At 65.4% G+C, this 23,906-nt stretch carries 22 protein-coding genes and 1 pseudogene; 6 read left to right on the forward strand and 17 right to left on the reverse strand.

Annotation, left to right across the window (positions count from 1 at the left end; all coding sequences use genetic code 11):
* Positions 1 to 9 precede the first annotated feature (9 nt).
* Positions 10 to 2,826 carry a preprotein translocase subunit SecA gene (secA, locus tag MAY35_RS17595; RefSeq protein WP_238422587.1) on the reverse strand — a complete coding sequence of 939 codons (2,817 nt, stop codon included), beginning with the start codon at positions 2,824 to 2,826 and terminating at the stop codon, positions 10 to 12.
* Positions 2,827 to 3,009: 183 nt separating this feature from the next.
* Positions 3,010 to 3,828 carry a ribosome hibernation-promoting factor, HPF/YfiA family gene (gene hpf, locus MAY35_RS17600; RefSeq protein ID WP_238422588.1) on the reverse strand — a complete coding sequence of 273 codons (819 nt, stop codon included), beginning with the start codon at positions 3,826 to 3,828 and terminating at the stop codon, positions 3,010 to 3,012.
* Positions 3,829 to 4,183: 355 nt separating this feature from the next.
* Between hpf and MAY35_RS17605 the strand changes: the two genes are divergently transcribed.
* The gene (locus MAY35_RS17605) at positions 4,184 to 4,855 is read left to right on the forward strand and encodes a ComF family protein (RefSeq protein WP_238422589.1); all 672 of its coding nucleotides are present in this window, start codon (positions 4,184 to 4,186) and stop codon (positions 4,853 to 4,855) included.
* A 24-nt stretch (positions 4,856 to 4,879) separates the two neighbouring features.
* Here the strand turns inward: MAY35_RS17605 and lpqB are convergent, their stop codons facing one another.
* From lpqB to tmk, 4 genes are all read right to left on the reverse strand, one after another.
* Complete coding sequence (lpqB, locus tag MAY35_RS17610; protein ID WP_374237976.1) at positions 4,880 to 6,580, reverse strand: MtrAB system accessory lipoprotein LpqB; 1,701 nt, start codon at positions 6,578 to 6,580, stop codon at positions 4,880 to 4,882.
* A 62-nt stretch (positions 6,581 to 6,642) separates the two neighbouring features.
* The gene (mtrB, locus tag MAY35_RS17615; protein ID WP_238422590.1) at positions 6,643 to 8,319 is read right to left on the reverse strand and encodes an MtrAB system histidine kinase MtrB; all 1,677 of its coding nucleotides are present in this window, start codon (positions 8,317 to 8,319) and stop codon (positions 6,643 to 6,645) included.
* Positions 8,316 to 8,993 (reverse strand): MtrAB system response regulator MtrA, encoded by a 678-nt coding sequence (gene mtrA / locus MAY35_RS17620; protein ID WP_004023513.1) that lies wholly within the window; start codon positions 8,991 to 8,993, stop codon positions 8,316 to 8,318. Before mtrA ends, mtrB begins: the two co-directional genes overlap by 4 nt.
* A gap of 81 nt (positions 8,994 to 9,074) precedes the next feature.
* Entirely contained in the window at positions 9,075 to 9,707 is a 633-nt protein-coding gene (gene tmk, locus MAY35_RS17625) for a dTMP kinase (RefSeq protein ID WP_238422591.1), read from the reverse strand.
* A gap of 200 nt (positions 9,708 to 9,907) precedes the next feature.
* Here tmk and MAY35_RS17630 point away from each other — a divergent pair, with 200 nt between their 5' ends.
* From MAY35_RS17630 to MAY35_RS17650, 5 genes are all read left to right on the forward strand, one after another.
* Entirely contained in the window at positions 9,908 to 10,867 is a 960-nt protein-coding gene (locus tag MAY35_RS17630) for a thymidylate synthase (RefSeq protein WP_238422592.1), read from the forward strand.
* Positions 10,864 to 11,676 (forward strand): metallophosphoesterase, encoded by an 813-nt coding sequence (locus MAY35_RS17635; RefSeq protein WP_238422593.1) that lies wholly within the window; start codon positions 10,864 to 10,866, stop codon positions 11,674 to 11,676. The genes MAY35_RS17630 and MAY35_RS17635 overlap by 4 nt, the downstream gene beginning before the upstream one ends.
* Positions 11,673 to 12,572, forward strand: coding sequence for a hypothetical protein (locus MAY35_RS17640; protein ID WP_238422594.1), 900 nt, complete (start codon positions 11,673 to 11,675; stop codon positions 12,570 to 12,572). Before MAY35_RS17635 ends, MAY35_RS17640 begins: the two co-directional genes overlap by 4 nt.
* 10 nt (positions 12,573 to 12,582) lie before the next feature.
* A complete protein-coding gene (locus tag MAY35_RS17645; protein ID WP_238422595.1) occupies positions 12,583 to 12,921 on the forward strand; it encodes a MazG nucleotide pyrophosphohydrolase domain-containing protein in 339 nt (112 codons plus the stop codon).
* 304 nt (positions 12,922 to 13,225) lie between these two features.
* Positions 13,226 to 13,882, forward strand: coding sequence for a hypothetical protein (locus MAY35_RS17650; protein WP_238422596.1), 657 nt, complete (start codon positions 13,226 to 13,228; stop codon positions 13,880 to 13,882).
* Positions 13,883 to 13,999: 117 nt separating this feature from the next.
* Here the strand turns inward: MAY35_RS17650 and ahcY are convergent, their stop codons facing one another.
* The 11 genes and pseudogenes from ahcY to MAY35_RS17705 all read right to left on the reverse strand — a co-directional run bounded on the left by ahcY (position 14,000) and on the right by MAY35_RS17705 (position 22,861).
* A complete protein-coding gene (ahcY, locus tag MAY35_RS17655) occupies positions 14,000 to 15,475 on the reverse strand; it encodes an adenosylhomocysteinase (RefSeq protein WP_238422597.1) in 1,476 nt (491 codons plus the stop codon).
* Positions 15,476 to 15,621: 146 nt separating this feature from the next.
* Positions 15,622 to 17,175, reverse strand: coding sequence for an amino acid permease (locus MAY35_RS17660; RefSeq protein ID WP_238422598.1), 1,554 nt, complete (start codon positions 17,173 to 17,175; stop codon positions 15,622 to 15,624).
* A gap of 296 nt (positions 17,176 to 17,471) precedes the next feature.
* A complete protein-coding gene (locus MAY35_RS17665) occupies positions 17,472 to 17,771 on the reverse strand; it encodes a WXG100 family type VII secretion target (protein WP_238422599.1) in 300 nt (99 codons plus the stop codon).
* 43 nt (positions 17,772 to 17,814) lie between these two features.
* Positions 17,815 to 18,165, reverse strand: a complete 351-nt coding sequence (locus tag MAY35_RS17670; RefSeq protein WP_374237975.1) for a WXG100 family type VII secretion target — start codon at positions 18,163 to 18,165, stop codon at positions 17,815 to 17,817.
* Between the two features lie 118 nt (positions 18,166 to 18,283).
* A complete protein-coding gene (locus tag MAY35_RS17675; RefSeq protein WP_238422600.1) occupies positions 18,284 to 19,102 on the reverse strand; it encodes an ESX secretion-associated protein EspG in 819 nt (272 codons plus the stop codon).
* Positions 19,099 to 20,145, reverse strand: a complete 1,047-nt coding sequence (locus MAY35_RS17680; protein WP_238422601.1) for a PPE domain-containing protein — start codon at positions 20,143 to 20,145, stop codon at positions 19,099 to 19,101. The genes MAY35_RS17675 and MAY35_RS17680 overlap by 4 nt, the downstream gene beginning before the upstream one ends.
* A gap of 79 nt (positions 20,146 to 20,224) precedes the next feature.
* Positions 20,225 to 20,536 carry a PE family protein gene (locus MAY35_RS17685; RefSeq protein WP_238422602.1) on the reverse strand — a complete coding sequence of 104 codons (312 nt, stop codon included), beginning with the start codon at positions 20,534 to 20,536 and terminating at the stop codon, positions 20,225 to 20,227.
* Positions 20,533 to 21,797 (reverse strand): annotated as a pseudogene (locus MAY35_RS17690) (hypothetical protein). Before MAY35_RS17690 ends, MAY35_RS17685 begins: the two are co-directional and overlap by 4 nt.
* On the reverse strand, positions 21,794 to 22,102 hold the full coding sequence (locus MAY35_RS17695) for a type VII secretion target (RefSeq protein WP_238422603.1): 309 nt from the start codon (positions 22,100 to 22,102) through the stop codon (positions 21,794 to 21,796). The pseudogene MAY35_RS17690 and the gene MAY35_RS17695 overlap by 4 nt, the downstream one beginning before the upstream one ends.
* 55 nt (positions 22,103 to 22,157) lie before the next feature.
* On the reverse strand, positions 22,158 to 22,469 hold the full coding sequence (locus MAY35_RS17700; protein ID WP_238422604.1) for a YbaB/EbfC family nucleoid-associated protein: 312 nt from the start codon (positions 22,467 to 22,469) through the stop codon (positions 22,158 to 22,160).
* A gap of 8 nt (positions 22,470 to 22,477) precedes the next feature.
* On the reverse strand, positions 22,478 to 22,861 hold the full coding sequence (locus MAY35_RS17705) for a hypothetical protein (protein ID WP_238422605.1): 384 nt from the start codon (positions 22,859 to 22,861) through the stop codon (positions 22,478 to 22,480).
* Between the last annotated feature and the right edge of the window lie 1,045 nt (positions 22,862 to 23,906).

Here is a 23,906-nt window from a genome sequence, read left to right on the forward strand (position 1 = left end):
CGACGGATGTCAGCGACGCTGCTTCTTGGCCTTCGGCGGCTTGGGTCGGGTGCCCTTGGTGTTCGCGCGGGCCGCGGCGCGACGCTCGCGCCGGCTGGCCGACTCCGCAGCACCCGAGAGCTCTTCTTCCTCGGAGTGCACGACCGTACCGCCGCCCTCCCCCGGGCCGGAGTAGGTGACCTCGGGATCGACCGACTGGCCCGATGCGCGCAGGGCGGCAGGGGCCTGGTTACCCGAGTCGGCGAGCGGCGCCGGAGCGGGTGCGCCCGCACCGACGGCCGCACGCAGATCGGCGGCGCTCGGCAGCGGCTGCTGCTGGGCGGGCTGCTCGGTCTGCACCTGGGCATTGAACAGGATGCCGAGAGCCTCTTCCTTCAGGCCTTCGAGCATCCCGTGGAACATGTCGAAGCCCTCGCGCTGGTACTCCACGACCGGGTCGCGCTGCGCCATCGAGCGCAGGTGGATGCCCTCGCGCAGGTAGTCCATCTCGTACAGGTGGTCGCGCCACTTGCGATCGAGGACGCTCAGCAGAACACTTCGCTCGAGCTGCCGCATCGCGCCCTCGCCGGCGATCTCGTCGATCTGCTTCTCACGACGGTCGAAGGCGTCGCGGGCGTCGGCGACGAGCTTCTCGCGCAGTTCCTCGGCCGAGATGTCGTCGCGCTCACCGAATTCGGTCTCGCCTACCACGTCCTTGGGATCGAGCTCGATCGGGTACAGCGCGCGCAACGCGGTCCACAGCTCGTCGAGATCCCAGTCCTCGGCATACCCCTCGGCGGTGGCACCCTCGACGTACGCGGACACCACGTCGTCGATCATCTGCTTGACCTGCTCGTGGTGGTCCTCGCCCTCGAGGATCGTGCGACGCTCGGCGTAGATGACCTTGCGCTGCTCGTTCATCACCTCGTCGTACTTGAGGACATTCTTGCGCATCTCGAAGTTCTGCTGCTCGACCTGCGTCTGCGCGCTCCGGATGGCCTTCGTGACCATCTTCGCCTCGATCGGCACGTCGTCGGGCAGGCGATTCATGATGGCCTCGAGCGCACCCCCGTTGAAGCGACGCATGAGTTCGTCGGCGACCGAGAGGTAGAACCGGGATTCCCCCGGGTCGCCCTGGCGTCCGGAGCGACCGCGCAGCTGGTTGTCGATACGCCGCGACTCGTGACGCTCGGTACCCAGGACATAGAGCCCACCCGCCTCGCGGACGGCTTCCGCCTCTTCGGCGGCATCCTTGCGCGCGACCTCGATGGCCTCGTCCCACGCCGCCTCGTACTCGTCGGGGGTCTGCACGGGATCCAGTCCGGCCTTGCGCAGCCGGGTGTCGGCGATGATGTCGGGGTTGCCGCCGAGTACGACGTCGGTACCGCGACCGGCCATGTTGGTGGCCACCGTGACCGCGCCGAGCCGGCCGGCCTCGGCGATGATCTGCGCCTCCTGCTCGTGGAACTTCGCGTTGAGGACGCTGTGCGGGATCTCGCGCTTCTTGAGCTGCCGGGACAGGTACTCCGAGCGCTCGACGCTCGTGGTGCCGATCAGCACTGGCTGACGCTTCTCGTGACGTTCGGTCACGTCGTCGACGACCGCGGCGAACTTGGCCTCTTCGGTCTTGTAGATCAGATCGCCCTGGTCCTTGCGGATCATCGGCTTGTTGGTCGGGATCGGCAGCACGCCGAGCTTGTAGATCTGGTCGAACTCGGCCGCCTCGGTCTCGGCGGTACCCGTCATGCCGGACAGCTTGTCGTAGAGGCGGAAGTAGTTCTGCAGCGTGATCGTGGCCAGCGTCTGGTTCTCGGCCTTGATCTCGACGCCCTCCTTCGCCTCGATGGCCTGGTGCAGGCCCTCGTTGAAGCGGCGTCCGTCGAGCACACGCCCGGTGAACTCGTCGACGATCATGACGTTGCCGTTGCGGACGATGTAGTCCTTGTCGCGGTGGAACAGCTCCTTGACCTTGATGGCGTTGTTCAGGTAGCTGACCAGCGGCGAATTCGCGGCCTCGTAGAGGTTGTCGATGCCGAGGCGGTCCTCGACGAACTCGACGCCCGCCTCGTGGACGCCCACGGTCTTCTTCTTGATGTCCACCTCGTAGTGGACGTCGCGCTCGAGCAGCGGCGCGATCCGCGCGAACTCGGTGTACCACTTGCTGGACCCCTCGGCGGGTCCGGAGATGATGAGAGGGGTCCGGGCCTCGTCGACGAGGATCGAGTCGACCTCGTCGACGATGGCGAAGGTGTGCCCGCGCTGGACCAGGTCCTCGAGGGAGTGCGCCATGTTGTCGCGCAGGTAGTCGAAGCCGAATTCGTTGTTGGTGCCGTAGGTGATGTCGGCTGCGTAGGCCTCGCGACGGGCCGCCGAACTCATGCCGGTGAGGATCACGGCGGTGTCGAGGCCCAGGAAGCGGTGCACGCGTCCCATCCACTCGGAGTCGCGCTTGGCCAGGTAGTCGTTGACGGTCACGACGTGCACGCCGTCACCGGCCAGTGCGTTGAGGTACGCGGGGAGCACACAGGTCAGGGTCTTGCCCTCACCGGTCTTCATCTCCGCGATGTTGCCGTAGTGCAGAGCCGCGCCACCCATGATCTGCACGTGGAAGTGCTTCTGGTCGAGCACGCGCCACGCGGCCTCGCGGGCCACCGCGAATGCCTCGGGCAGCAACTCGTCGAGCGTCGTACCGTCGGCGAGCCGTTCCTTGAACTCGTCTGTCTTGGCGCGCAATTCGGCGTCGGACAGCGCCTCGAACTCGTCGGACAGGGTCTCGACGTGGGACGCGATCGCGTCGAGTCGCTTGACCATGCGGCCTTCGCCGACACGCAACAGCTTGTTCAGCACCGTGGATCGAGTTCCTCACCTGTAGAAAACACACGGAATCCGGCCCGTGCATACGCACAGACCGGATCCCATGGTACCGAGGTGAGCTGAGCAGACCCTGATCGGATCACCGGGAAGCCCCTTCTCGGGTCATCACGGGTTCCGAGCCGGGGCACCGAGGCCACGATCGGCCGGCCGCTCACATCACGTCAGGCGGATGAGTCCGTAGTCGAACGCATGCCTGCGGTAGACGACGGAGGCCTTGTCGGTCTCCTTGTCGTGGAACAGGAAGAAGTCGTGTCCCACCAGTTCCATCTCATAGAGGGCGTCATCGACGGTCATCGGCACCGCGGTGTGTTCCTTCACGCGCACGATCTGACCGGGCGTGTACTCCTCGACGCCGTCATCCCACTGATCCGCCGAGCCGGCACCCGAATCGGTCTCGCCGACGAGCGCGTCGACCGAGAGTTGGTTGTCGCGCAGCGGTGGCGCCCCGATCTCGGTGGCCTCGGCGACCGACAGCGGACGACGGTTGCCGTGGTGGACGCGTCTGCGGTCCTTGACCCGGCGGAGTCGGGACTCGACCTTGTCCAGTGCGTGTTCGAGCGCGGCGTAGAAGTTCTCACCGCACGCCTGCGCACGGACGATCGGGCCCTTGCCGGTCGCGGTGATCTCGACCTGTTGACAGGACTTGGACTGCCTGCGGTTGCGTTCGTGGTTCAGCTCAACGTCGAAGCGGAAGATCGTCGGATCGAATCGCTCGAGGCGCGCGAGCTTGTCGCCGACGTAGACGCGGTAGTGGTCGGGGATCTCGACGTTGCGTCCGCTGAACACCAGGGTGGCGGTGGGTTGTGCCGGGTCGTCGGACTCCACCGTTCCCGGTGGCCGGACGAAGGCGAATTCTGGATCGTAGGAGTCGGTCTGGGCGGGCGGATGGTCGGGCGCGAGGCCCTCCTCCACGGTCGGCCTGGGGTCGGCGGTTTTCGGTTCGCGCTGGCCTTTGCGATGGATGACTGTGGACATTCAACTACCTCCTGAATTGTCCCGACGCCGGTGGATCATCGTGATCTGTTGTCGCACTGATGATGTGAACGGCACCGAGGATGTGTCCATGTCAGCTGACAGCTGACACTCAAAGACAGGGGCATCACCTCCCGACAAAGCGGTCGCGGCCGGCACGAGTCCTCGTCGGACCTTTCCGGCAACCTGCTGTACCCCCGACCGTAGCCGCAACTTCGGGTCTCGGCCACGTTTTGCCGAGCGGTGTCGGCATGTCGGGACAATCGGGGCACAAGGTCCCACCCGACGGGGGCACGGGTTGTCCACAGCGGCGTCGGAGGTCCCGTCCGCGCCGGCCCGCACGGAATACGGTCGGCCGATGACGTGGCGACGACAGGTGGTGGAGGCGGGCGCCGATCTGGTGTTCCCGCTGCTGTGCGGAGGGTGCGGCCGACCCGGGGTCCGATGGTGTCCCCGATGTGACGCCACCCTGTCCGACGCACCGATCTCGGTGAGTCCACGCGTCTCCCCCGGGGTCCCGGTCTGGGCACTCGGACGCTACCGCGGTCCGTACCGCCGGGCGGTCATCGAGATCAAAGAACACGGCAGGCGCGATCTGATCCCCCCGCTCGGCGAGGCGCTCGCGCACGGCATCCGCATCCTCGCCGGCTGGCGGGAACTGCCCGACGCCGACGAACTCCTCCTGGTTCCCGCCCCGACGCGACGCTTGACCGCCCGTCGCCGCGGCGGTGACCCGGTCACCGCACTCGCCGCGCACGCGGCACGCCGGCTCGGTCGGCGGGTCCTCGTCGCGCCCCTGCTGGTGACGGTGGCGACCGCGCGGGATTCCGCCGGGCTCGACGCACGGTCGCGGTCCCGCAATCTCCGCGGCGCGGTGCGACTCCGTGCCGGTGCCGAGCCGATCCGCGGGGCGAGCGCGATCCTCGTCGACGACGTCATGACCACGGGCGCCACCGCGGCCGAATCGGTTCGGGTGCTGTCCAACGCCGGGATCGGCGTCGCGGCCGTCGTCGTGGTGGCCGCGGCCTAGCGGGTCACCACACCTGGTCGCGCCTCACGGCAGGACCGGGATGGCTCCTCGGATCATCGCCGGTTCGACCTCGGTCCAGTACTGGTCGGGTTGGCCGTTGCTGCTGCCCAGACGCAGGACGCCGCGCTGATCGCCGACGTAGATCGTGGACGTGTTGGCGACGACGGCCCGCACCGGCGGCGAGACGTTTCCGCTGAGCAGGCCGACGGCGGGCGTGCCGTCGATCGACAGCTGGACGACAGGTGACTCCGGGGCCTCCCGCGCGATCATCAGGGTCGTCGGCGATGCCCAGTCCACCGAGACGGCGCGGTTGCCGATGTTGTAGGCGGCGATTCGCGGGCTCGTCAGCGACACCTGTCCCTCGGTGTTGGTCGACAGCACCGCGTACACGATCTGCCCGCCCACGACGAGGGCGGCCCGGACGCCGTCGGGGGCCACCTGCATCTCGGTGATGGCACCGCGCGCCACGGTCGGGATCGACGACGCCTCCACGGGCACCGTCCGGGTGCCGTCGTCGTCGCGCTGCCACTGCATCGGACGACCGTCGACGACGACGTACACGGTGTTCTCGTCCGCACCGAAGGACGGCCGGGTGATGGACGCCCCGCCGATGATCGGACCGACGTCACCGCCGTAGTCGCCGGTCACCGCCTCGAGCCGGGCGTCGGGTCCGGACAGGCTGCGGACCGCGGCCACTCGGGCCCCGTTGTCGGAGATGCTCGCCGACCGCAGGTCGCGGGATGTCCCGAGCGGACCGCGAACCGGCACGGTCGCGGTGTCGGTGACCGCGCGCAAGGCCCCACCCGTGATGATGTTCAACCCGACATCGGTCGCGGGTGTCGAGTTGGGGTCGAAGGCCCGGACGTCTGCGGTCTGCCACCCGGAGGCCCGTTCGGCGGCGAGCGGCGCCCCGTCGGCGTCGATGACATACGGGCCGGCGATGTCAGCGCCGTCGAGGGTCCAGATCACCTGCGCCGCCAGAACGGTGCGGTCCCGGATCGGCGCGCTGCCGATGCCGTCGAGATCGACGCGGACCCCGCCGCCGGCCAGTCCGACGACCGGGCCGCGCAGCGTGGCACCGTTCGGGAACCCGCTGTCGACCGCCGCTGACAGGTCGGCCGCCGGTCCCCCGATGAGCCGGTTCACCAGTACGGTCGGGTCGGTGGCCTGGCCCGAGTAGAACCACCGTGGGTCCGGAACCAGGCGACGCCCGGTGCGGTCGCTGAAGTACAGCGACACCGGTCGATAGGTGCTGTCGAACTGGTCGCGGTCGATCATGGTCCCGTTGGGCAGTGGCCCGTCGATGCGCCACTGGTCTCCCGACCGGGTGAGGCTGATGCTGGTCTCCACGCGTCCCGATGCCGGGAGCAGCTGACCGTCGGACTTGAGGGTGCCGACGTTGTCGCCGATCAGGCGCATGCGCACCGAGTCCTCGTTGCGCTGATCCACGAAGGTGTTGATCTCGTCCATGATCAGCGCGTCGCCACGATCGTCCCACTGCTGGGAGGCGACCGGTGTGAGGAAGGCGCGCGCCGCACCGTGACTCGAATCGGGGTCGACCGTGGATTTCAGAAATGCCCGGACCAGTGCCTCGGGGTCCATGTCCGCCTGCGGAACCGGTACGGCGTTGGTGGCTCCCTGCCGCTCGAAGGACTTGATCGGCTGCGGCGAGGAATCGTTGGGTATGGCGCCGCACGCGGTCAGTGCGAGCAGAGCCGCCATCATCAGCACCAGCGTTGCGGCACCACGGCGCGGCCGGCATGTCCGGTTCATTCCGCCCCCATCGATCATTCCGCCCCCACCCCGGACCCGCCGGCCGCACGGCCGGACGGCTTGGACGTCGATGTCCGTTGCAGCGTCCCGACGGACTTCAGCGGGAGCGGCGAACCGAGCACCTTGTGGCCGCGTACGAGCGGCAGGGTCAGCCGGAAGCAGGCCCCCTTGCCCGGTTCACCCCAGGCCTCGAGCCGACCCTGGTGCAGCCGTGCGTCCTCGATGCTGATGGCCAGGCCGAGTCCGGTGCCACCGGAGCGTCGGAACCGCGAGGGGTCCGACCGCCAGAACCGGTTGAACACCAGCTTCTCCTCCCCCGGCCGCAGACCGATCCCCTGATCGCGCACGGTGATCGCGACCGCGTCCCCGTCCGAACGCATCGTGAGGGTGACGGGTTTGCGCTCGCCGTGGTCGATCGCGTTGGCAAGCAGGTTTCGGAGGATGCGTTCCACACGACGCGGGTCGATCTCGGCGAGCACCGGCTCGGCGGGCAGGTCGAGGATGAGCTCGGTGCCGGTCTCCTCCGCGAGATGACCGACGGTGGCGAGGGCTCCGTCGATGGGAATCGCCATGTCCATGCGCTCGGCGGCGAGTTCGGCCATGCCCGCGTCGTGACGGGAGATCTCCAGGAGCTCGTTCAAGAGCGTCTCGAACCGGTCGAGTTCCTTGTCGAGCAACTCGACCGAACGCTTGCGGACCGGGTCGAGATCTTCGCGGCCTTCGTAGAGCACGTCCGAGGCCATCCGCACGGTGGTCAGCGGAGTGCGCAGCTCGTGACTGACGTCGGAGGTGAACTGCCGTTGCAGCCCGCCGAACTCCTCGAGGTGGGTGATCTGCTTGGACAGACTCTCGGCCATGTCGTTGAACGACATCGCCAGTCGCGCCATGTCGTCCTCACCGCGCACCGGCATTCGTTCCTTGAGGCGCCCGTCGGCGAAGCGCACGGCGATCCGGGACGCCGACCGCACCGGGATGACGACCTGCCGCGACACGAGCCAGGCGATGGCCGCGAGGAGACCGAGCAGCACCACACCGCCCGTCAGCAACGTGCCTCTGACCAGGTCCAGCGTGTTCTGTTCGGCGGTGAGCGGGAAGACCAGATACAACTCGAGACCCGGGACCGACGCGTTGGTCGGCGTACCGACGATCAGCGCGGGCGCCCGCCCGCCGGAACCGTCGGGGACCTGGGTGTACTGGTAGGCCACCTGCCCACCGCGCACCATGTCACGCAGGTTCGACGGAATCTCCGCGGTGGGTCCGACGCCACTGGCGATGCCGGTGTCGGAGCCCCCGGGCACGAGCAGGACGGTGTCGAAGGCACCGACCGCGCCCGACGCCTGCCCGGTGTCGGCATCGCGGTCGGTCAGCAGCGACCGCGTCTGGCGGAGACGGTTCTGCACCGACATGTTCCCCGCGCCGCTCGACAGATCTCGTTCCACCGAGATCCGGGCGCGGTCGATCTCCTCGGTCGCCGCCGCGAGCTTCACGTCGAGCAACCGGTCGGTGATCTGGGTGACGAGCACGAAACCGAGTATCAGGAGCACGACAATCGACAGCACCAACGTGGACACCACGATCCGCAACTGCAGCGAGCGCCGCCAGATGTGCCCGAAGACACGCCCGACAGCGCCGGCAGTGCGGGTGAAACGTCCGAGAGTGCTGTTGACCCGTCGCCGAGATCGACCGATCACGGCGGGCCGGCCTTGTAGCCGACCCCCCTCACCGTCAGGACGACCTCAGGATTCTCCGGGTCGGTTTCGACCTTCGCGCGTAACCGCTGGACATGCACGTTGACGAGTCTAGTGTCCGCCGGATGCCGGTATCCCCACACCTGTTCGAGCAGGACGTCGCGGGTGAACACCTGACGAGGCTTGCGGGCCAGCGCGACGAGGAGGTCGAACTCGAGCGGGGTGAGGGAGATCGGCACGCCGTCGCGGGTCACCTTGTGCGCGGGCACATCGATCTCGACCGGACCGATCGACAGCAGCTCGGCGGGTTCCTCGTCCGTGCGGCGCAGACGCGCGCGGACCCGGGCGACGAGTTCCTTCGGCTTGAACGGCTTCACCATGTAGTCGTCGGCGCCGGACTCGAGACCCAGCACGACGTCGACGGTGTCGGACTTCGCGGTCAGCATGACGATCGGCACGCCGGAATCGGCACGCAGCACGCGGCAGACGTCGATGCCGTTCATGCCGGGGAGCATGAGGTCGAGCAGCACCAGGTCGGGACGGATCTCGCGCACCGCGGTCAGCGCCTGCGTACCGTCGCCGACCACGAAGGGCTCGAAACCCTCGCCGCGCAACACGATCGTCAGCATCTCGGCGAGTGCGGCGTCGTCGTCGACGACAAGGATGCGGGGCTTCATGCCCTCAATGGTGACACCACCGTGATGCAACCGTGGTGATCGACGCGCCGGGACGCGCAAGGCGATGTAGTTCCCTACCGTCTACGTACTGTGAAGCCATGGACCTACAAGCTTCAAGGCGTCGTTAAGCACGGCAGACGCCGGTTGGTCCCCATTAACCTTCAGCACCGGTCCGATCGGTTCTTCGGCCGCAAAGAACGCCTCATATCTAACGCTGGCTTGCTCCAGCGACGCCGCGCGATGAAACAGCTCATCCTTCCCACTTCTCCGCGCTATGCGCTCGAGGCACGTCGCGATACTCGTATCTACGTATATTGTCAAGTCCGGTGGACGGGCGTGCCGGTTTATGGTTCGCACCCAGTCCCCACCGCCGGTCGCGCCCCCTTGATACGCAAAGGACGAAGCCAAGTACCGATCGGATATGACCCAGTGACCGCTCGCCAACTGCCGCTCAATCCCGTTCGCCGCATTTCGCAGGTGGTCCAGCCGGTCGGCTGCGAACAGCAGCGCTAGGATGTCTGCATCGAAGTCAAGCCGTCGGTCAATCGCTTGGCGGATGACACTCCCGACGGGACCCGCAGTTGGCTCATGGGTCGCCTCCACCGGGACCGACTGCGACCGAAGCCACTCAACGAGGCTAGCAATCAAAGTTGTTGTTCCCGCGCCATCAAGTCCCTCCACGGCGACAAACTTGCCCTCGGAAAAGGTGTCCACAACGAGGACCCTAGCCCGTGTCACCTGAAATACCAGTCAGACACCGCGAGTTCGACGCCGCACGTATGCCAGCCACACGTATCATGCGTCAAGATCACACGCACTCACGCAACGGGCCAAGACTTTAAAAATGGCTCGATCCCAGAGGGGGTCCTGACATAGTTACTCCGACAGTCGCGGTAGGCGACACCGCGAACGACGTGACTTTTCAACTGTGGCAAGCGCTGTCAAAGACTTCGGCCCGGCGAGCGGGAGGAACCGGACCGACGTCCGAGTCTCTGCATGCATTATTGCAGATTGCGGACTCGCGTCAACGCTGGGTCAGCAATCGAATACCTTCCATAAATCCAGCCTTTGCCGTGGCCGAAGTGATCTGGATAGTACAGGGCCGCTCCGACATCGGATTTCTGTCAGCGTGGAACTCGAACATTGTGAACTTTTTAGGTCACGGAGCGCACACCACCGGAGCCTATGGCCCCAGATTGCGTTCCTATAATGGTATCGATCAATTGGAACGCGCGTACGCAGTCTTGCGCGAGAATCCCGACAGTCGGCAGGTCGTGCTTCAAATCTGGGACCCACCTCGCGACCTTCCACATAAGGACGGCACCTCGACATCGATAGACATACCGTGCGCGGTCACATCTCTACTCAAGATCAGCGAAAACACACTTGAATGGACACAGATCCTCCGCAGCAACGACATCATTATGGGTCTGCCTTACAATATTATCCAGTGGTCAATGCTGCAAGAGGTTCTAGCGGGATGGCTCGACGTCCAACCGGGTAACTACACTCAACTGAGCGACAGTCTCCACTTATACGATCGAGATCGCAGCCTATTCGAGTACGGGCCCTCTCATGACGCACACTGGACCTACGACTTCCGGCTCAAGAAGGATGACAGCCACAAGGCGTTCTCGGCTCTCGAAACTTTTGCGGAGAATCTACTCCGATCAGAAAGTCCACTGGATGTCTCAGTTGAACTCGGCGCGGTGTCTGAGCTTCCAGCGGCCTACTTTGCGTTGGCATCGACATTAGCGTCAGAACGCGTTCGCAGGCTCGGTTCCATCAGTGCAGCGGTCGACCTTGCCTATCAAAATACAGGAGGAACCTTGAGGAACTGCTTGCTTAGTTGGTTAGGGCGGTGGAACCGATGAGCGACTCGATTCAAATAGCACATATCAGTGACCTTCATTTCCACGCGGACGATGGTGATCTGGACCCAGCGGAAGCACTCGAAATGTTCGCCGACCAAGTTGCAAGGCTAGGATATCGGCAGGAGAATGTTGTCCTGGTAATTTCAGGAGACGTTACCACAAAAGGACGAACAGGCGGCTTTTCGAGCGCGGTTAGAAACGTGCGAGATAAAGTCTTGAAACGCGGCCTTTTCTCACAAATCATTGTTTGCCCAGGTAACCACGATATTAGTGTATCTCGTCGGAAGTTTCACGAATTCAACGATTTCGCTTTCGCGGTCACCAATGATGAGAAACAGCTGTTCACCGAGGATAGCTCGGTCGTTGTCACGAAATTTCGTGATTTCGACTTTGTCGCAATCAATAGCGCTCACCACGGGGACCATCGCTTCGGGTCGATCAACTTACACCAAGTCCATCGGGCTTTATCGACATGCGGACCTAAGACAATTCTTGTTACCCACCACAGCCCGATTTCCAGTCGTTACGGTGGCCACGGCCTTGAGCACTCGCACGAGCTTCTGACGCTCGCGTCACAACATGGTGCGCTCGCCCTGCTTCATGGAGATATACACAGCGATCAGGTCTTAACCGTCGGACGTACTAGAACAAAGATTCTTGGAGTTGGGTCGCTTGGTTTTGTTCCCGGCTCTAACATGAACAATCAATTCACAGTCTACAATATATCCGAAACCAATTTCAGCGGAGTCCTATTCATCTACAAAAAGAATCGAAACGATTTCGTCCCAACGGAGCTGCAGGTACCATGACTACTATCTTCAAGACTAACTTCGGCGAAGCTATCAGTAAATCGAAAGAGCTATGCGCGGATGGCCCAGTTCACAATATGGTTCTAACTGTGGAAGAATCAGGAACAACCCTTAGCGATCCTTTTCTCGAACGCTATCGCAGGAAAGCCGAGTTGTGGCAACAACCGAGCTGTCCACCAAATATGCACTTCAATCATGGAGAGTACATCAATCGCTTCGGTGACGGTATCCAACGGGCAATCGAAGAGTTGAAGAATAAGGCGACCTCCAACCGTGCTGTTGTCTCGTTAGTTGACAATCGAGACATCGAGGCCAGCGAGGACGGCAAGTTGCCCAGTTTGCTACTAATTCAAGCCGGACTCGATGCCGACAACCAGAACACACTATATCTGACGGCATATTACCGCGCACTCGAAGTCGGCACGTTCCTACCCGTTAACTGCGCCGAGATGAGAATCATCGCTGAGCGGATCATATCGCACATGCCCACCGTTCATACGCGGGTATTTACGATCTACGCCTTTCGTGCCCACCTAGTACCCGACATCAGACCGCTCGAGAAGAGCCAAATCGATATCGCAAACGGCACAAGCGGTGTAATCGACACAGCCGTTAGCGCGTGTGACCACACGCGGATTGCCGAATGGCTGGAAGACAAAGCCCGCCCTGAAACCATAGTGGAGACCTCCGGACTCGCCTCCCTCTGCACCGCGATGCGGGACGCGAACTGGAGAGTCGACGTCGCTGAGATTGTAGAGCGGTCCGTGACGTCACTCACCGAACTCCAAAACTATCGGCGTGCAGGCAGCCACGCACGGTCCATCTCGGAGAGACAGGACGACATCAGCCAGAGTTTGGTAACCGCTGCCTCACTTTTGAGGAAGCAACCGTCGTGAAGGAGCGCAAATGGAAATCTCCGAGTTTGTTCGACGACAGCAGGAGTTTGACTCAAGACGCGGAGTAGAAACTCGATGGTCCGCTGCGATATCAGAACAAGACACCTCTGCGCTCATGCATAACTCCCTTGCGTTGGCGGGTGAAGTCGGTGAGCTCGCAAATCTCGTTAAGAAGTACGATCGCGGCGACTTTCCGTTCGCCCATCTGTTGGATTTGCTACCGGGCGAACTAGCTGATATTGCGATCTACGTTGTGAAGCTAGCTTATCAGTCTGGAATCGACCTAGAAGCCGCACTGTTAGCGAAGCTTTCAGAGAACGAAAACCGGTTTCCTCGGATCCGGGAGTAACCTGTCTCATGCTCCGATTTCGGTGAGCTCAGGATTGACGCTATGCGTAGGAAGTTGACCTCTCAACGACACTCGATTTTGCCATTGCACCGGTGCTTCCTGACTGCGTCAGACTAACGATTGCGGAAGGCGTTTCATGACCTATCAGCCGCCTGCACCAGGTGCCGGGCCGCCACCGTACGGTCAGCGCGGTCCCGGCGGACCGGGCCCGGGTTCGCCAGGCCCGGGTCAGCAGCGAGGTTCGGGTCGACAAGGTCCGGTTCGGCCGGGTCCTGGGTCCGGTCCCCCGCCCGGGCGCGGACCGATGCCACCGCCCGGAGCACCGTACGGCCGTGCGCCGTTCTTTCCCGGACAGTACGGACCCGGACAGTACGGACCCGGACCCGGGACCCCCGGGTACGGCGGTCCGACCGGCCCGTTACCACCTCCTCGTCGCAATAACGGTGTGATCGTCGCCTGGGTGCTCGGCGGTGTCGCGGTCGTCGCGGTCATCGCGCTGGTGCTGACGGTCGTCATCACCCGATCCTCGTCGGACGATTCTGTGGTCGGGGGTACGTCGAACCCGTCGTCGGCACCGACCTGGACGTCGAGGAACCCATCGCCGAGCGCAACCGATTCGGAACCCGGATCCGACGACCCGGCCGCAGAGTCGGAGATACGCGCTGCGCTACTGGCGTACATCTCGGCCCGCAACGCCCGCGACGTGCAGCGGATGCGCTCGACCGTCTGCGCCCAGTCGCGCGACCGGATCACCGATGTCCCGCCCGCCGACGGCGGCGACATCGTTCTCGACGGATTCCTCGACACCGTCATCGACGGCAACGTCGCCCAGTCCGAAGTGCTTTCCCACCTCGAGAGAAGCGGGCAGCGAACGGCTTCGGAGAAGTCGAACGAGCGTTTCCGCAATGAGGCCGGCGCCTGGATCTACTGCCCTGACGCCGAGCCGGACATCGGCGCCTGAACGTTCGGGCGGGAGACCCGTCGGCCGGCGAACATCCCGACAGAAGACGAACCCAGACAGAAGAAGAGCCCCACCGTGGTGGGGCTCTTCGTCGTCGTGCGGGCGTTCGGCGCCGGATCAGTACCGGTAGTGCTCCGGCTTGTACGGGCCTTCGACGTCGACGTTGATGTACTCGGCCTGCTCCTTGGTGAGCTTGGTGAGCTTGCCGCCGAGTGCCTCGACGTGGATGCGCGCCACCTTCTCGTCGAGGTGCTTGGGCAGGCGGTAGACCTCGTTGTCGTACTCGTCGTTCTTGGTCCACAGCTCGATCTGCGCGATGACCTGGTTCGAGAAGCTGTTGCTCATCACGAAGGACGGGTGGCCGGTGGCGTTGCCGAGGTTCAGCAGGCGCCCTTCGGACAGCACGATGATCGACTTGCCGTTTTCGAAGATCCACTGGTCGACCTGCGGCTTGACGACGATCCGCTTGGCGCCGGAGCGTTCGAGGCCGGCCATGTCGATCTCGTTGTCGAAGTGCCCGATGTTGCCCAGGATCGCCTGGTGCTTCATCGCCCGCATGTGCTCGAGCGTGATGATGCCGAGGTTGCCGGTGGAGGTGATGACGATGTCGGCGTTGCCGATGGCGTCCTCCACCGTGACGACGTCGAAGCCGTCCATGAGGGCCTGGAGGGCGTTGATCGGGTCGATCTCGGTGACCTGGACGCGTGCACCCTGACCGGCGAGCGACTCGGCACAACCCTTGCCCACGTCACCGTAGCCGCAGATCAGAACCTTCTTGCCGCCGATGAGGACGTCGGTGCCGCGGTTGATCCCGTCGATCAGCGAGTGGCGGGTGCCGTACTTGTTGTCGAACTTGGACTTGGTGACCGAGTCGTTGACGTTGATCGCGGGGAACGCGAGCTCACCGGCCGCTGCGAACTGGTAGAGGCGCAGGACACCGGTGGTCGTCTCCTCGGTCACGCCCTGGACCGACTCGGCGATCGCCGTCCACTTGCCCTTGTCGGTCTCGAAGCGCTGCCGCAGCAACTCGAGGAACACCTTGTACTCGGCGGGGTGGTCGTCTTCGGCGGGCGGGACGACGCCGGCCTTCTCGAACTCGGCGCCGCGCAACACCAGCATCGTCGCGTCGCCACCGTCGTCGAGGATCATGTTCGCGGGCTTGTCGGCCTCGGGCCAGGTGAGCATCTGCTCGGCGGCCCACCAGTACTCCTCGAGGGTCTCGCCCTTCCAGGCGAAGACCGGCACGCCCTTGGGCTCGTCCGGCGTGCCGTGCGGCCCGACGACGATGGCCGCGGCCGCGTGGTCCTGGGTGGAGAAGATGTTGCACGACGCCCAGCGGACCTCGGCGCCGAGCGCGGTGAGGGTCTCGATCAGAACTGCGGTCTGCACAGTCATGTGCAGCGAACCGGAGATGCGAGCGCCCTTGAGCGGCAACACATCTGCGTTCTCACGCCGCAGCTCCATGAGTCCGGGCATCTCGTGCTCGGCGAGCTCGATCTCCTTGCGGCCGAAGTCCGCGAGGGACAGGTCGGCCACCTTGTAGTCGATTCCGTTTCGGCTGTCGGCCTTCAGCTCGTCCTGAGCAGTCGTCATCTGATCCCCTTGTCGTTCGCGTTCGGGCGCCACCTGATCCAGCGCGTATGCGTTCGATCCAGGCTATCGGAACGACCGTCTAGGCCCGTAGAGCAGGTGGGACCGGCGTCACTTCGCACTCCGGTGAAGGCCGGTGCCGGACCTGCTCAGGTGTCGCGCCGCTCCCCGTCGCTCCTCGCCGGGTCTGCTGCGACGGGGATCGTCCCGACCTGTTCGCCGCGCTCGCGCCGTGCGAAGACCGACTTGCGATACCCGTAAGCGAAGTAGATGGCCACACCGAGCACCATCCAGACGATGAACCGGATCCACGTCTCCACGGAGAGGTTCAGCATCAGCCACAGGCAGGCGAGGATCGACAGGATCGGCACCAGCGGAACCAGCGGGACACGGAAGCCGCGCTCGAGATCCGGCCGGGTCTTGCGCAGGACGATGACCCCGACGCTGACGAGCACGAAGGCGAACAGCGTTCCGATGTTCACCATCTCCTCGAGGGTTCCCATCGGGAAGAAGGCCGCGAGCACGCCAGAGACGACGCCGACGAGGACGGTGAAGCGGACCGGGGTGCCGCGCTTACCCGTGTGCGCAAGCGCCCGGGGAAGCAGTCCGTCTCGGGCCATCGCGAAGCCGACGCGGGTCTGGCCGAGCATCAGCACCATCACGACGGTGGTGAGGCCGGCGAGCGCGCCCAGGTCGATGACCCAGCCCGCCCAGGTGACCCCGTGGTACTCGAAAGCAGTGGTGAGGGTCGAACCGGTCACCTCACCCGTCGCGGGGTCGGTCTTGTCGGCCAGTTCGGGGTAGGGCACCATGCCCGAGACGACGAGGCTGACGCCGACGTAGAGGACGGTCACGATCGCCAGCGATCCGAGGATGCCGCGCGGCATCGCCTTCTGCGGGTTCTTGGTCTCTTCGGCGGTGGTGGCCACGACGTCGAAACCGATGAACGCGAAGAACACCAGCGATGCGGCGGCGAGGAGACCGTACCACCCGAAGGTGCTTCCCTCGGCACCGGTGAGCGCGGAGAACAGCGTCTGGTGCAGACCCGACTCGCCTTCGGCCGGCGGGGCCGCAGGCGGGATGAACGGGTCGTAGTTCTTCCCGGAGATGTAGAAAGCACCCACGATGATGACCAGCAGTACGACGGACACCTTGATCGTGGTGATCACGAGCGACACCCGGGAGGACAGCTTGGTACCGAGCGCGAGCAAGACCGTCAGGACCGCGATCAGCAGCACCGCTCCCCAGTCGAAACTGATCGAATCGCTGATCTCGATCGATGCGGGCGTCCCGAGGATGTTGCCCAGATAGAGCGACCACCCCTTGGCCACGACCGAGGCTGCCAGAGCGAACTCGAGAATGAGGTCCCAGCCGATGATCCACGCGATGAACTCGCCGAACGTGGCGAAGGTGAACGTGTACGCAGACCCGGCAACCGGCACGGTCGACGCGAACTCGGCGTAGCAGAGCGCCGCCAGCGCGCAAGCGATGGCAGCCAGTACGAACGCCAGCGAAACAGACGGGCCGGCCATGTTCCCCGCGGTGCGCGCTGTGAGCGTGAAGATACCGGCGCCGACGACCACCGCAACACCGAAGACCGTGAGATCCCACGACGTCAGGTCCTTGCGGAGTTTGGTGTCCGGCTCGTCGGTGTCGGTGATCGACTGCTCGACCGATTTGACGCGCTTGAACGGATTACTCATGGGTCCTCCCGTGGTCCGGCTGGAACGCAGGCCGCGGCCCCGCCGCATCCGTTGCGGCAATCGGCGCGAAGCGATCACTTACGCTAGCCGAACCATTTGCGGACCGCGGTCAAATGCCCCGACCGCGTGTCGATCGAATCCGTCCCGAGATGTGCGGCCGCCACCCGTCCCTGCGAGGCCGCGTCCGCGCTGACGGCCGGCCGCGAACGAGACCCGCGAGACGCGAACGGGGACCCGCGGGGATACACCCCGCGAGCCCCCGTCGGGGCAGTTGAGTCCGGACGGCCGGGCCCGGATCAGACAAGACCGCGGAAGCCCGATCCGATCGCGGAGTCGGTGTCCTGCATGATGCGGCTGGCGTTTGTTACACCGTGTTCGATGGAGTTGAGCGAGTCGCGCGACTGCGCAAAGATTCGGTCGAACGCACTCTGAGTGTCGAGGTAAGCTGCCTTCGCATCGTGGGAAGTCCAGCTGTCCAACGCAGCGACCTGCGCCTTCAGCAGGTCGTTCAGGTCCTCCAGCTGATTTAGCGAGTTGCGAAGGGCCCCGCTCAAGTCTCCGAGAGCGGCGTAATTGTAGTTGATGATGTCGGACATGATGGTCCTCTCTAGGTCGTGAACAGCAGAGTTCTAGCTTTGATCAGACGTTTATTCCGAAGCCGCTTGCGGCCGAGGCGTCCTGGTCCTCGTAACCAGCAAAACCGTTGGTCAGCTGGGCCCTGATCTGATCGAGCAGCTGGTTCATCGAAGCGGCTGCCCTATTCCAATCGTTGTGAGTCCCGTCGAAGGCAATTCCGGCTCTGCCGGACCACGTGGTCATTGCGTCAGCGGCTTGACTCTTGATTCGTTCGATCACCGTGGTCATCTCAGAGACAATCTGCGAGACGTTCTGTGCAGTTGCCTGACCATCCGCAATGTTCGCAACCACGCCTGCGGCTCCACCCGTGCCGCCACCGTCCGTCGACGGTAGATTCAACATCGATCCACTCATGAGTTCTCCTCCTGTGTAACGGCACCGATCGGCGATGCCCCCGTTGGTATCCGTGACACAGATACCCCTGACAGTTGTCTTCCGCGGCGGTCTGTTCCGCGAAATCCCCCCGTGCGGATCATGGCATCCATGTTCCGCCGGGCAGGGTCTCTATCAACAGGCCGACGGCCTGCGCGATTCGATGACCCGATCCCGGCGACAGGGTGGTCCACACCCGACCGTCCGGGGACTTGCTGGGACTCGTCACGATCCGACCTCGATCGGTGTCGAAAACCGCTATGGCCCCAGAAGATTGAGCGAACCGTCCGTCCTCGTTCATCGAGGCGACGATCTCGGTTCGGGTGCGACACGACGCGAATGCCGACGAGACGACCATCGCGTCTGCGGGCGTCGCACCGAGCGCATGCAGTGCGTCGGTGGTCTCCGCGCCCGACGCGCAGCGCCCGAGGCGGGTGACGACCTCGTCAGCCGGTGCGGAGAACGCGGTGAACTCGGCGGGCGGTACACGCTCGGCGACGTCGGCATCGAACTGGGCCCGGACCAGCGCGGCGAGCGTCGCCGGGTCGGCGACGTCGACGACAGACAGCTCGATCCGGTCGCCCCAGCGCACGGCGACCACGTGGTCATGACCGTTGCGTGCCAGGCAGATTCGTCGTACCCCGGACTCGGCGTACGACCGGATCTCGATCTCCCGCTGGGGCCGGGCCAGGACGCGGAGGATCGTGGCGGTCCACGGGCTCGGTTCGCCGTGCTCGACGAGACCGAGTTCATCGATCACCGCGTCGGTCTCCCGAACCGACGTCGCCGCCGACCCCGACTCCGCCGCGCCCGTCAGATCGAGAACGACGGGCCAGGTCTGGACACCGAACCGTTCGCCGACGCGTCGCAGGACGGCAGCGTCGAATACTGTTCCGGCGTCGTGGATCATCGGCATCATCGACTGTCTCCCGACCGGCCGAGCAATAGCGTCTCCGAGTGATAACGGGGGTCAACGCCCGATGCGTCGTCGCGCCCGGGGTCCGACACATAGTGCGCCGCAGGGCGATCTGCGGTGGCGATGTCCGCCCAGGTGACCGGCGTGGCGGGTTCGGCCGATTCCGATGCTGATGGGACCTCGGAGACATCCGCGGCCGGGTCGGCCGCGACCGTCCGTATGGCGGTCGTCCGGTCTGCGGGGACTACGCCGGGCGCCATGGGAGGCGGAACGCCGGGCCCTGTAGATGTCGGCGACGTACCCGAAGTCGGCACCGGCGGTGCTGCCTGTGGTTGGCCCGCCGCAACCACCGTCGGTGCGTATCTGAGTTTCTCGGCCGGAGCCACGTGGGCACCCGGAAATCCGCCGAACATCGGCAGTGCCGCCGGTGCCGAGACCGGGGCGACAGGCGGCTCGGCTGCATGTGCGGCGGCCGCCCGTTCGGTCGCGAGTGCTTGCCCGGAAACGAGATCCGGTGCGGGACGGCCGGACTCCCACGGAGTGCCAACGGGCTCGGTGGCCTGCTCGTAGGTCTGCATCACACGTGCGGCGCGCAGACGTTGCTGATGTACGGCACGCTCGGCCTGGGCCGCGGCACCGGCGATGATCGGGGCGACGGCTGTGGCCGTGGTGGTGATCTCCTGCAGTTTCTCGACCACGTCGACCTCGGCGAGGTCCGGCATCTGCAGACGCGCGACGGTGATCGCGGCTGCCTGCGACTCAGCACGCAGCGCGTTGTCGGCCGCCCGGGTTGCCGTCTCGGCGAACCAGGGCGCGAGCCGGGTCAGTTTCTCGAACGCGGCACTGGCGTGCGCAGATCGCCAGTGCACTCCGAGTCGCGCGAGCACAGCCGCGTACTCGATACCCGCCTCGCCGATCTCGGTGGCGAGGGACGCCCATGCGAGACCCGCTTCTGCCAGAGGCGCGGGTCCGGGACCGGCGCCGAGGTCGGTGGCGAGCTGTTCGGTGGTGCGTGAGTCCCAGTCGACTCCGGTGAAGCCGGTCATGATGCCCTCCTCTCGGCGGTGTCGGGTTCGATGTACGTGGATGGTGATCGAGCGGATCGATCGTCGTATGGAGCGAGGCTCAGAGTGCGACCTTGAACGCCGCGGATGCCTCGGCGTCGCCCTCGGTGAATCCGGACGCCTGCGCGCGCAGCACTGCCGCGATCTTGCGCATCTCCAGAACCCCGGTGGCCGAGTCCTTCTCGAAAGCGTCGGCGACCTCCGTGAAGCTCCTCGCGGCCGCCGTCGACACCTCGTCGCGGCCCTGTGCAACGACCGGGAGCGCACGGCCGGCACTGGTCAGCACAAGTTCGAGACGGTCTGCTATGCGGTCGAGATCGGCAGCCGCCGAGATCAATTCGGCAGGATCGACACGAAGTTGGGGGTTGCTCATACTTCCTCGTTTCGTCGGGGACCGGGCACACCCAGTCGTAGTTCGATGTCGGGACTCGGTTCGCTGTCGGCGGTCTCCTCGTGACCGATGACCGCAGGCGCGACCTCGGGCGACTCGCCGACGACGCGGCGACCGTTGTCCTCGGTCACCAGATAGTCGGGTACGGAATGCTGATCCTCGGCGGCGCCGGCTCCCCGCGCGCCTGCCGCACCCATCGGGGCTCCGCCCATCGGCATGGCCGCGGGCGCCGTGGTCATCGGGCGGGCGGTTGTCGACGCACCGAGCGCGGGCTCACCGACCCCGAAATTCGTGGGCACGGTGGGCCGAGATGTACTGAGCGGCGACATCATCCCCACGCCGCCGGAACGACCGCGGGCGAGTCCGAATGGTCGACGTTGAGCATCTTGCTGACGGGTTGCAGGAGTGACGCCGGTAGTTCCGTCGCCGTGGAGACGGCAGGCGACACGACGTCGAGGATCGAACTCGCGAGCGTGAACGGCGATTGCCCGGCGGCTGCGGTGGGCGCACCGGTGACGGCGACGGGGGCTCCGTTGACTGCCATCGCTGTTGTCGGCGCGAGCAGTTCTGCGCGGGTCACGGCGACCGCCGCGGTGGCCTGGGACAAACCGATGGAAGCGATCCCGGCCGCCAGGGTGAGCCCGGCGCCGATCGCGGGCGAGGTGATCATGGGTATGACCGTCGTGAGCTTCGCTACCGTCGCGGCGATGATGCCCTGCACGATCGCCAGACCTTTCGCGACGATCCCCGCCGCGGCCTTGGTGTCGAGCGAGATTCCCGAACCCTGAGTCGCCAGAGCCGTGCTGTTCGCGCCGGCTTCGGCGGTCTTCGCGCCGGCGCTCACCGCCCCTTGCCCCGTCCACAACTGATCGGCGAGCTTGAGTGCGCTCTGGCCCATGGTCATCGACGTCTCGAGCACCTTCGTCAAGCTGTCGAAGATGATGGTCGGGTCGAAGCCGCCACCGGAGAGATCGCCGGTGCCGAATCCACCGAGCAGATCGGTCATCGGCTTGATGAAGATGTCGAGGTTCGGAGGTTGCAGCGGGGGCAATCCGGGCATCGGCGGCAGCGGCGGCAGCACGGGCAGAGGCGGGAGCCCCATCCCGCCGAGTACGTCGGCAACCGTCCGATCGAGGATCGGACCGAGCGGCGTGGCCTCGATCATCTGCTGCACCGTCATGTGGCTGAGCGCCGGAACGTCGGGGATACCGGGTAGCCCCGGCACCGGTGGCGGAGGTGTCACAGCACCGAACGGATCGCCGCCGCGCTCGCAGCGTCGGTGCCCTCGAATTCGGCCAGACCCGCCGCGGTCGAGGCCGCGGTGGCCGCATGCACCGCGGCCAGTTGTCCCACCGACATGAGATGGCTTGCCTGCGCGGCGATGAACGCCGCGAGGAATTCCTGGCCGATGAGCCCGAAGACGGGCACCATCGCCGCGGTGTTGGCTGCGGCGTCGATGGACCCGGCCGAGCCGACGGCTGTTGCCATCGCCGCGTTGGTGGCGGCGAAGCCCTCGAGAACCTCTGGTGTCACCTTGACGTTCGTCATCTGGAACCCCCTTGTGGGTCAGTGTGGTCGGTTCGTGGCTCGTGCGTCGGACAGGTCATTCGCTCGGACGAGCCCCGAGCATGTCCGCGAATGATTCGTTGAATTGCTCTGTCACCCCGGCGATCCGGGCGTAGACCTTTTGCGCGGCGAGAGCCGAAGTCGAGACGATCTGTTCCGCGAGGCGTGCCGCGCCGAGCTCGTTGGCGCCATGCGCCAGATGCAGATCGACCAGCGCACCTGTGCAGTCGACCTCGGCGGTGACCAGTCCGTCAGGCGACGTCTCTCGGATCGAAATCGCCTGAAGTGTCTCCTGGAACGAATGCAGCCCGTCGAGCTGACGTTGTGCACGCGCCTCGAGCTCGTCCATGGCCCAGCTCATCGTTGCAACCACGACGTCGGCGCGTCGGCTTCCTCGTCGTCACGCCATTCGGCACGGGCCAGATCGTCGGAGTCCGGCAGGTTCATCTCCCCGACGAGGTCGCGGTCGACCCCGGAGGCGAGCAGGCTCTCCCGCAGGCGGATTCCCGCGGACATCGCGGACTGCCGGCACAGCCGCAGGATGTCACCGGCCAGCATCGACGGGTCTTTCTGCAACTCGGACGGGTCGATGCGGACTGCGACCGGAAGTCCGTGTGCGGTGGTTCGAACCGCGAGACCACCGGACCGCGATCGGGCAGTCGAGAACTCGCGCAGAGCAGCCCACGGATCGTCGCCGTCGCGATCGTCGTCGCGTGCCGCCGACTCCTCGGAGTAGGTCATGGACAGTGCACCCCCTTCACGCCAGATACGACGCAGGCGGGGCCCCTTCCGGTTCCATCGAATTTTCGTTCGACAGAACCCGACCTCCCACATGCGGATCCGTGAGGAACCGCGCACCCCGCTGCGCTCATGTGCTGAGTGCCTGATCCTGCCATACTCGCCTGAACGCCACCACACCTGCGATGCGGTATGTCAAATATGTGCAGCTATCGGGTTGTGGACGTGGACCGATACCGGTCGCCGGCCTTGGGTAGACTCCCGCTCGACGCCGCCGAGGCAGATCGCTGAGCAGGGGTGTTCGCTGCACGCCGCCACGGGGATCACGCATCCACGAGATCGCCGTCGGCCGCTTGACCAGAGGATTCACCGATGACGTACGAGAACTCCACGACGCCCGACGGTTCCCACGCCGATGCGCCGGCGCCGCCGCCGTGGCTGCAGTTCGCGCCACCGCCGCCCGCTCCCCCGGCGGCTGCGCCTCCTCCGTCACCCGAACGTCCGGATGACGGGACTCTCTCGAGGGAACCTCAGCCCGGCACCGACGCCCCGATGTGGGGGCCCGATGTCAGCGGGGCTCACCCAGACCTCACGCCACCGGGAGTCGCGGGCCTCGAAGCCCAGCCGCCTAGGCCCGGACCGATCGACCCCGAGGTCGACGGCGGCTACCCGACTCCGCATGCCCGTCCGGAACACCACCGGCCCGAATCCGCAGGGCCCCAACACGACGTGCAGTCACCTCGCGAGTGGGGACATCAAGGGTCGTCGGGACCCCAGGGACCGGGGCACCCGGGGCCGGCACCCGCGGAGCCGCCCCAGGTGCTACCCGCGACGCGGTGGGCGAGCCCGGAACCTCCCGCGACCGCCTCCGCGCCACCACACCCCGGGGCGCCGTTCTTCCCCGGGCCTCCTCCGGGGCAACAGGAACCCCATGGTCCGTACTCACCCCCGTCCGCGTCGGTGCCCGGCCCGCCGCAGGCCACCGGCGGATTCGACTCGCCGCAACCGCCTCGCGTCTCCCACCAGCCCCAACCCCCACTCCATCAGC

Source organism: Gordonia sp. 'Campus' (genome assembly GCF_022206305.1).
Classification (GTDB): Bacteria; Actinomycetota; Actinomycetes; order Mycobacteriales; family Mycobacteriaceae; genus Gordonia.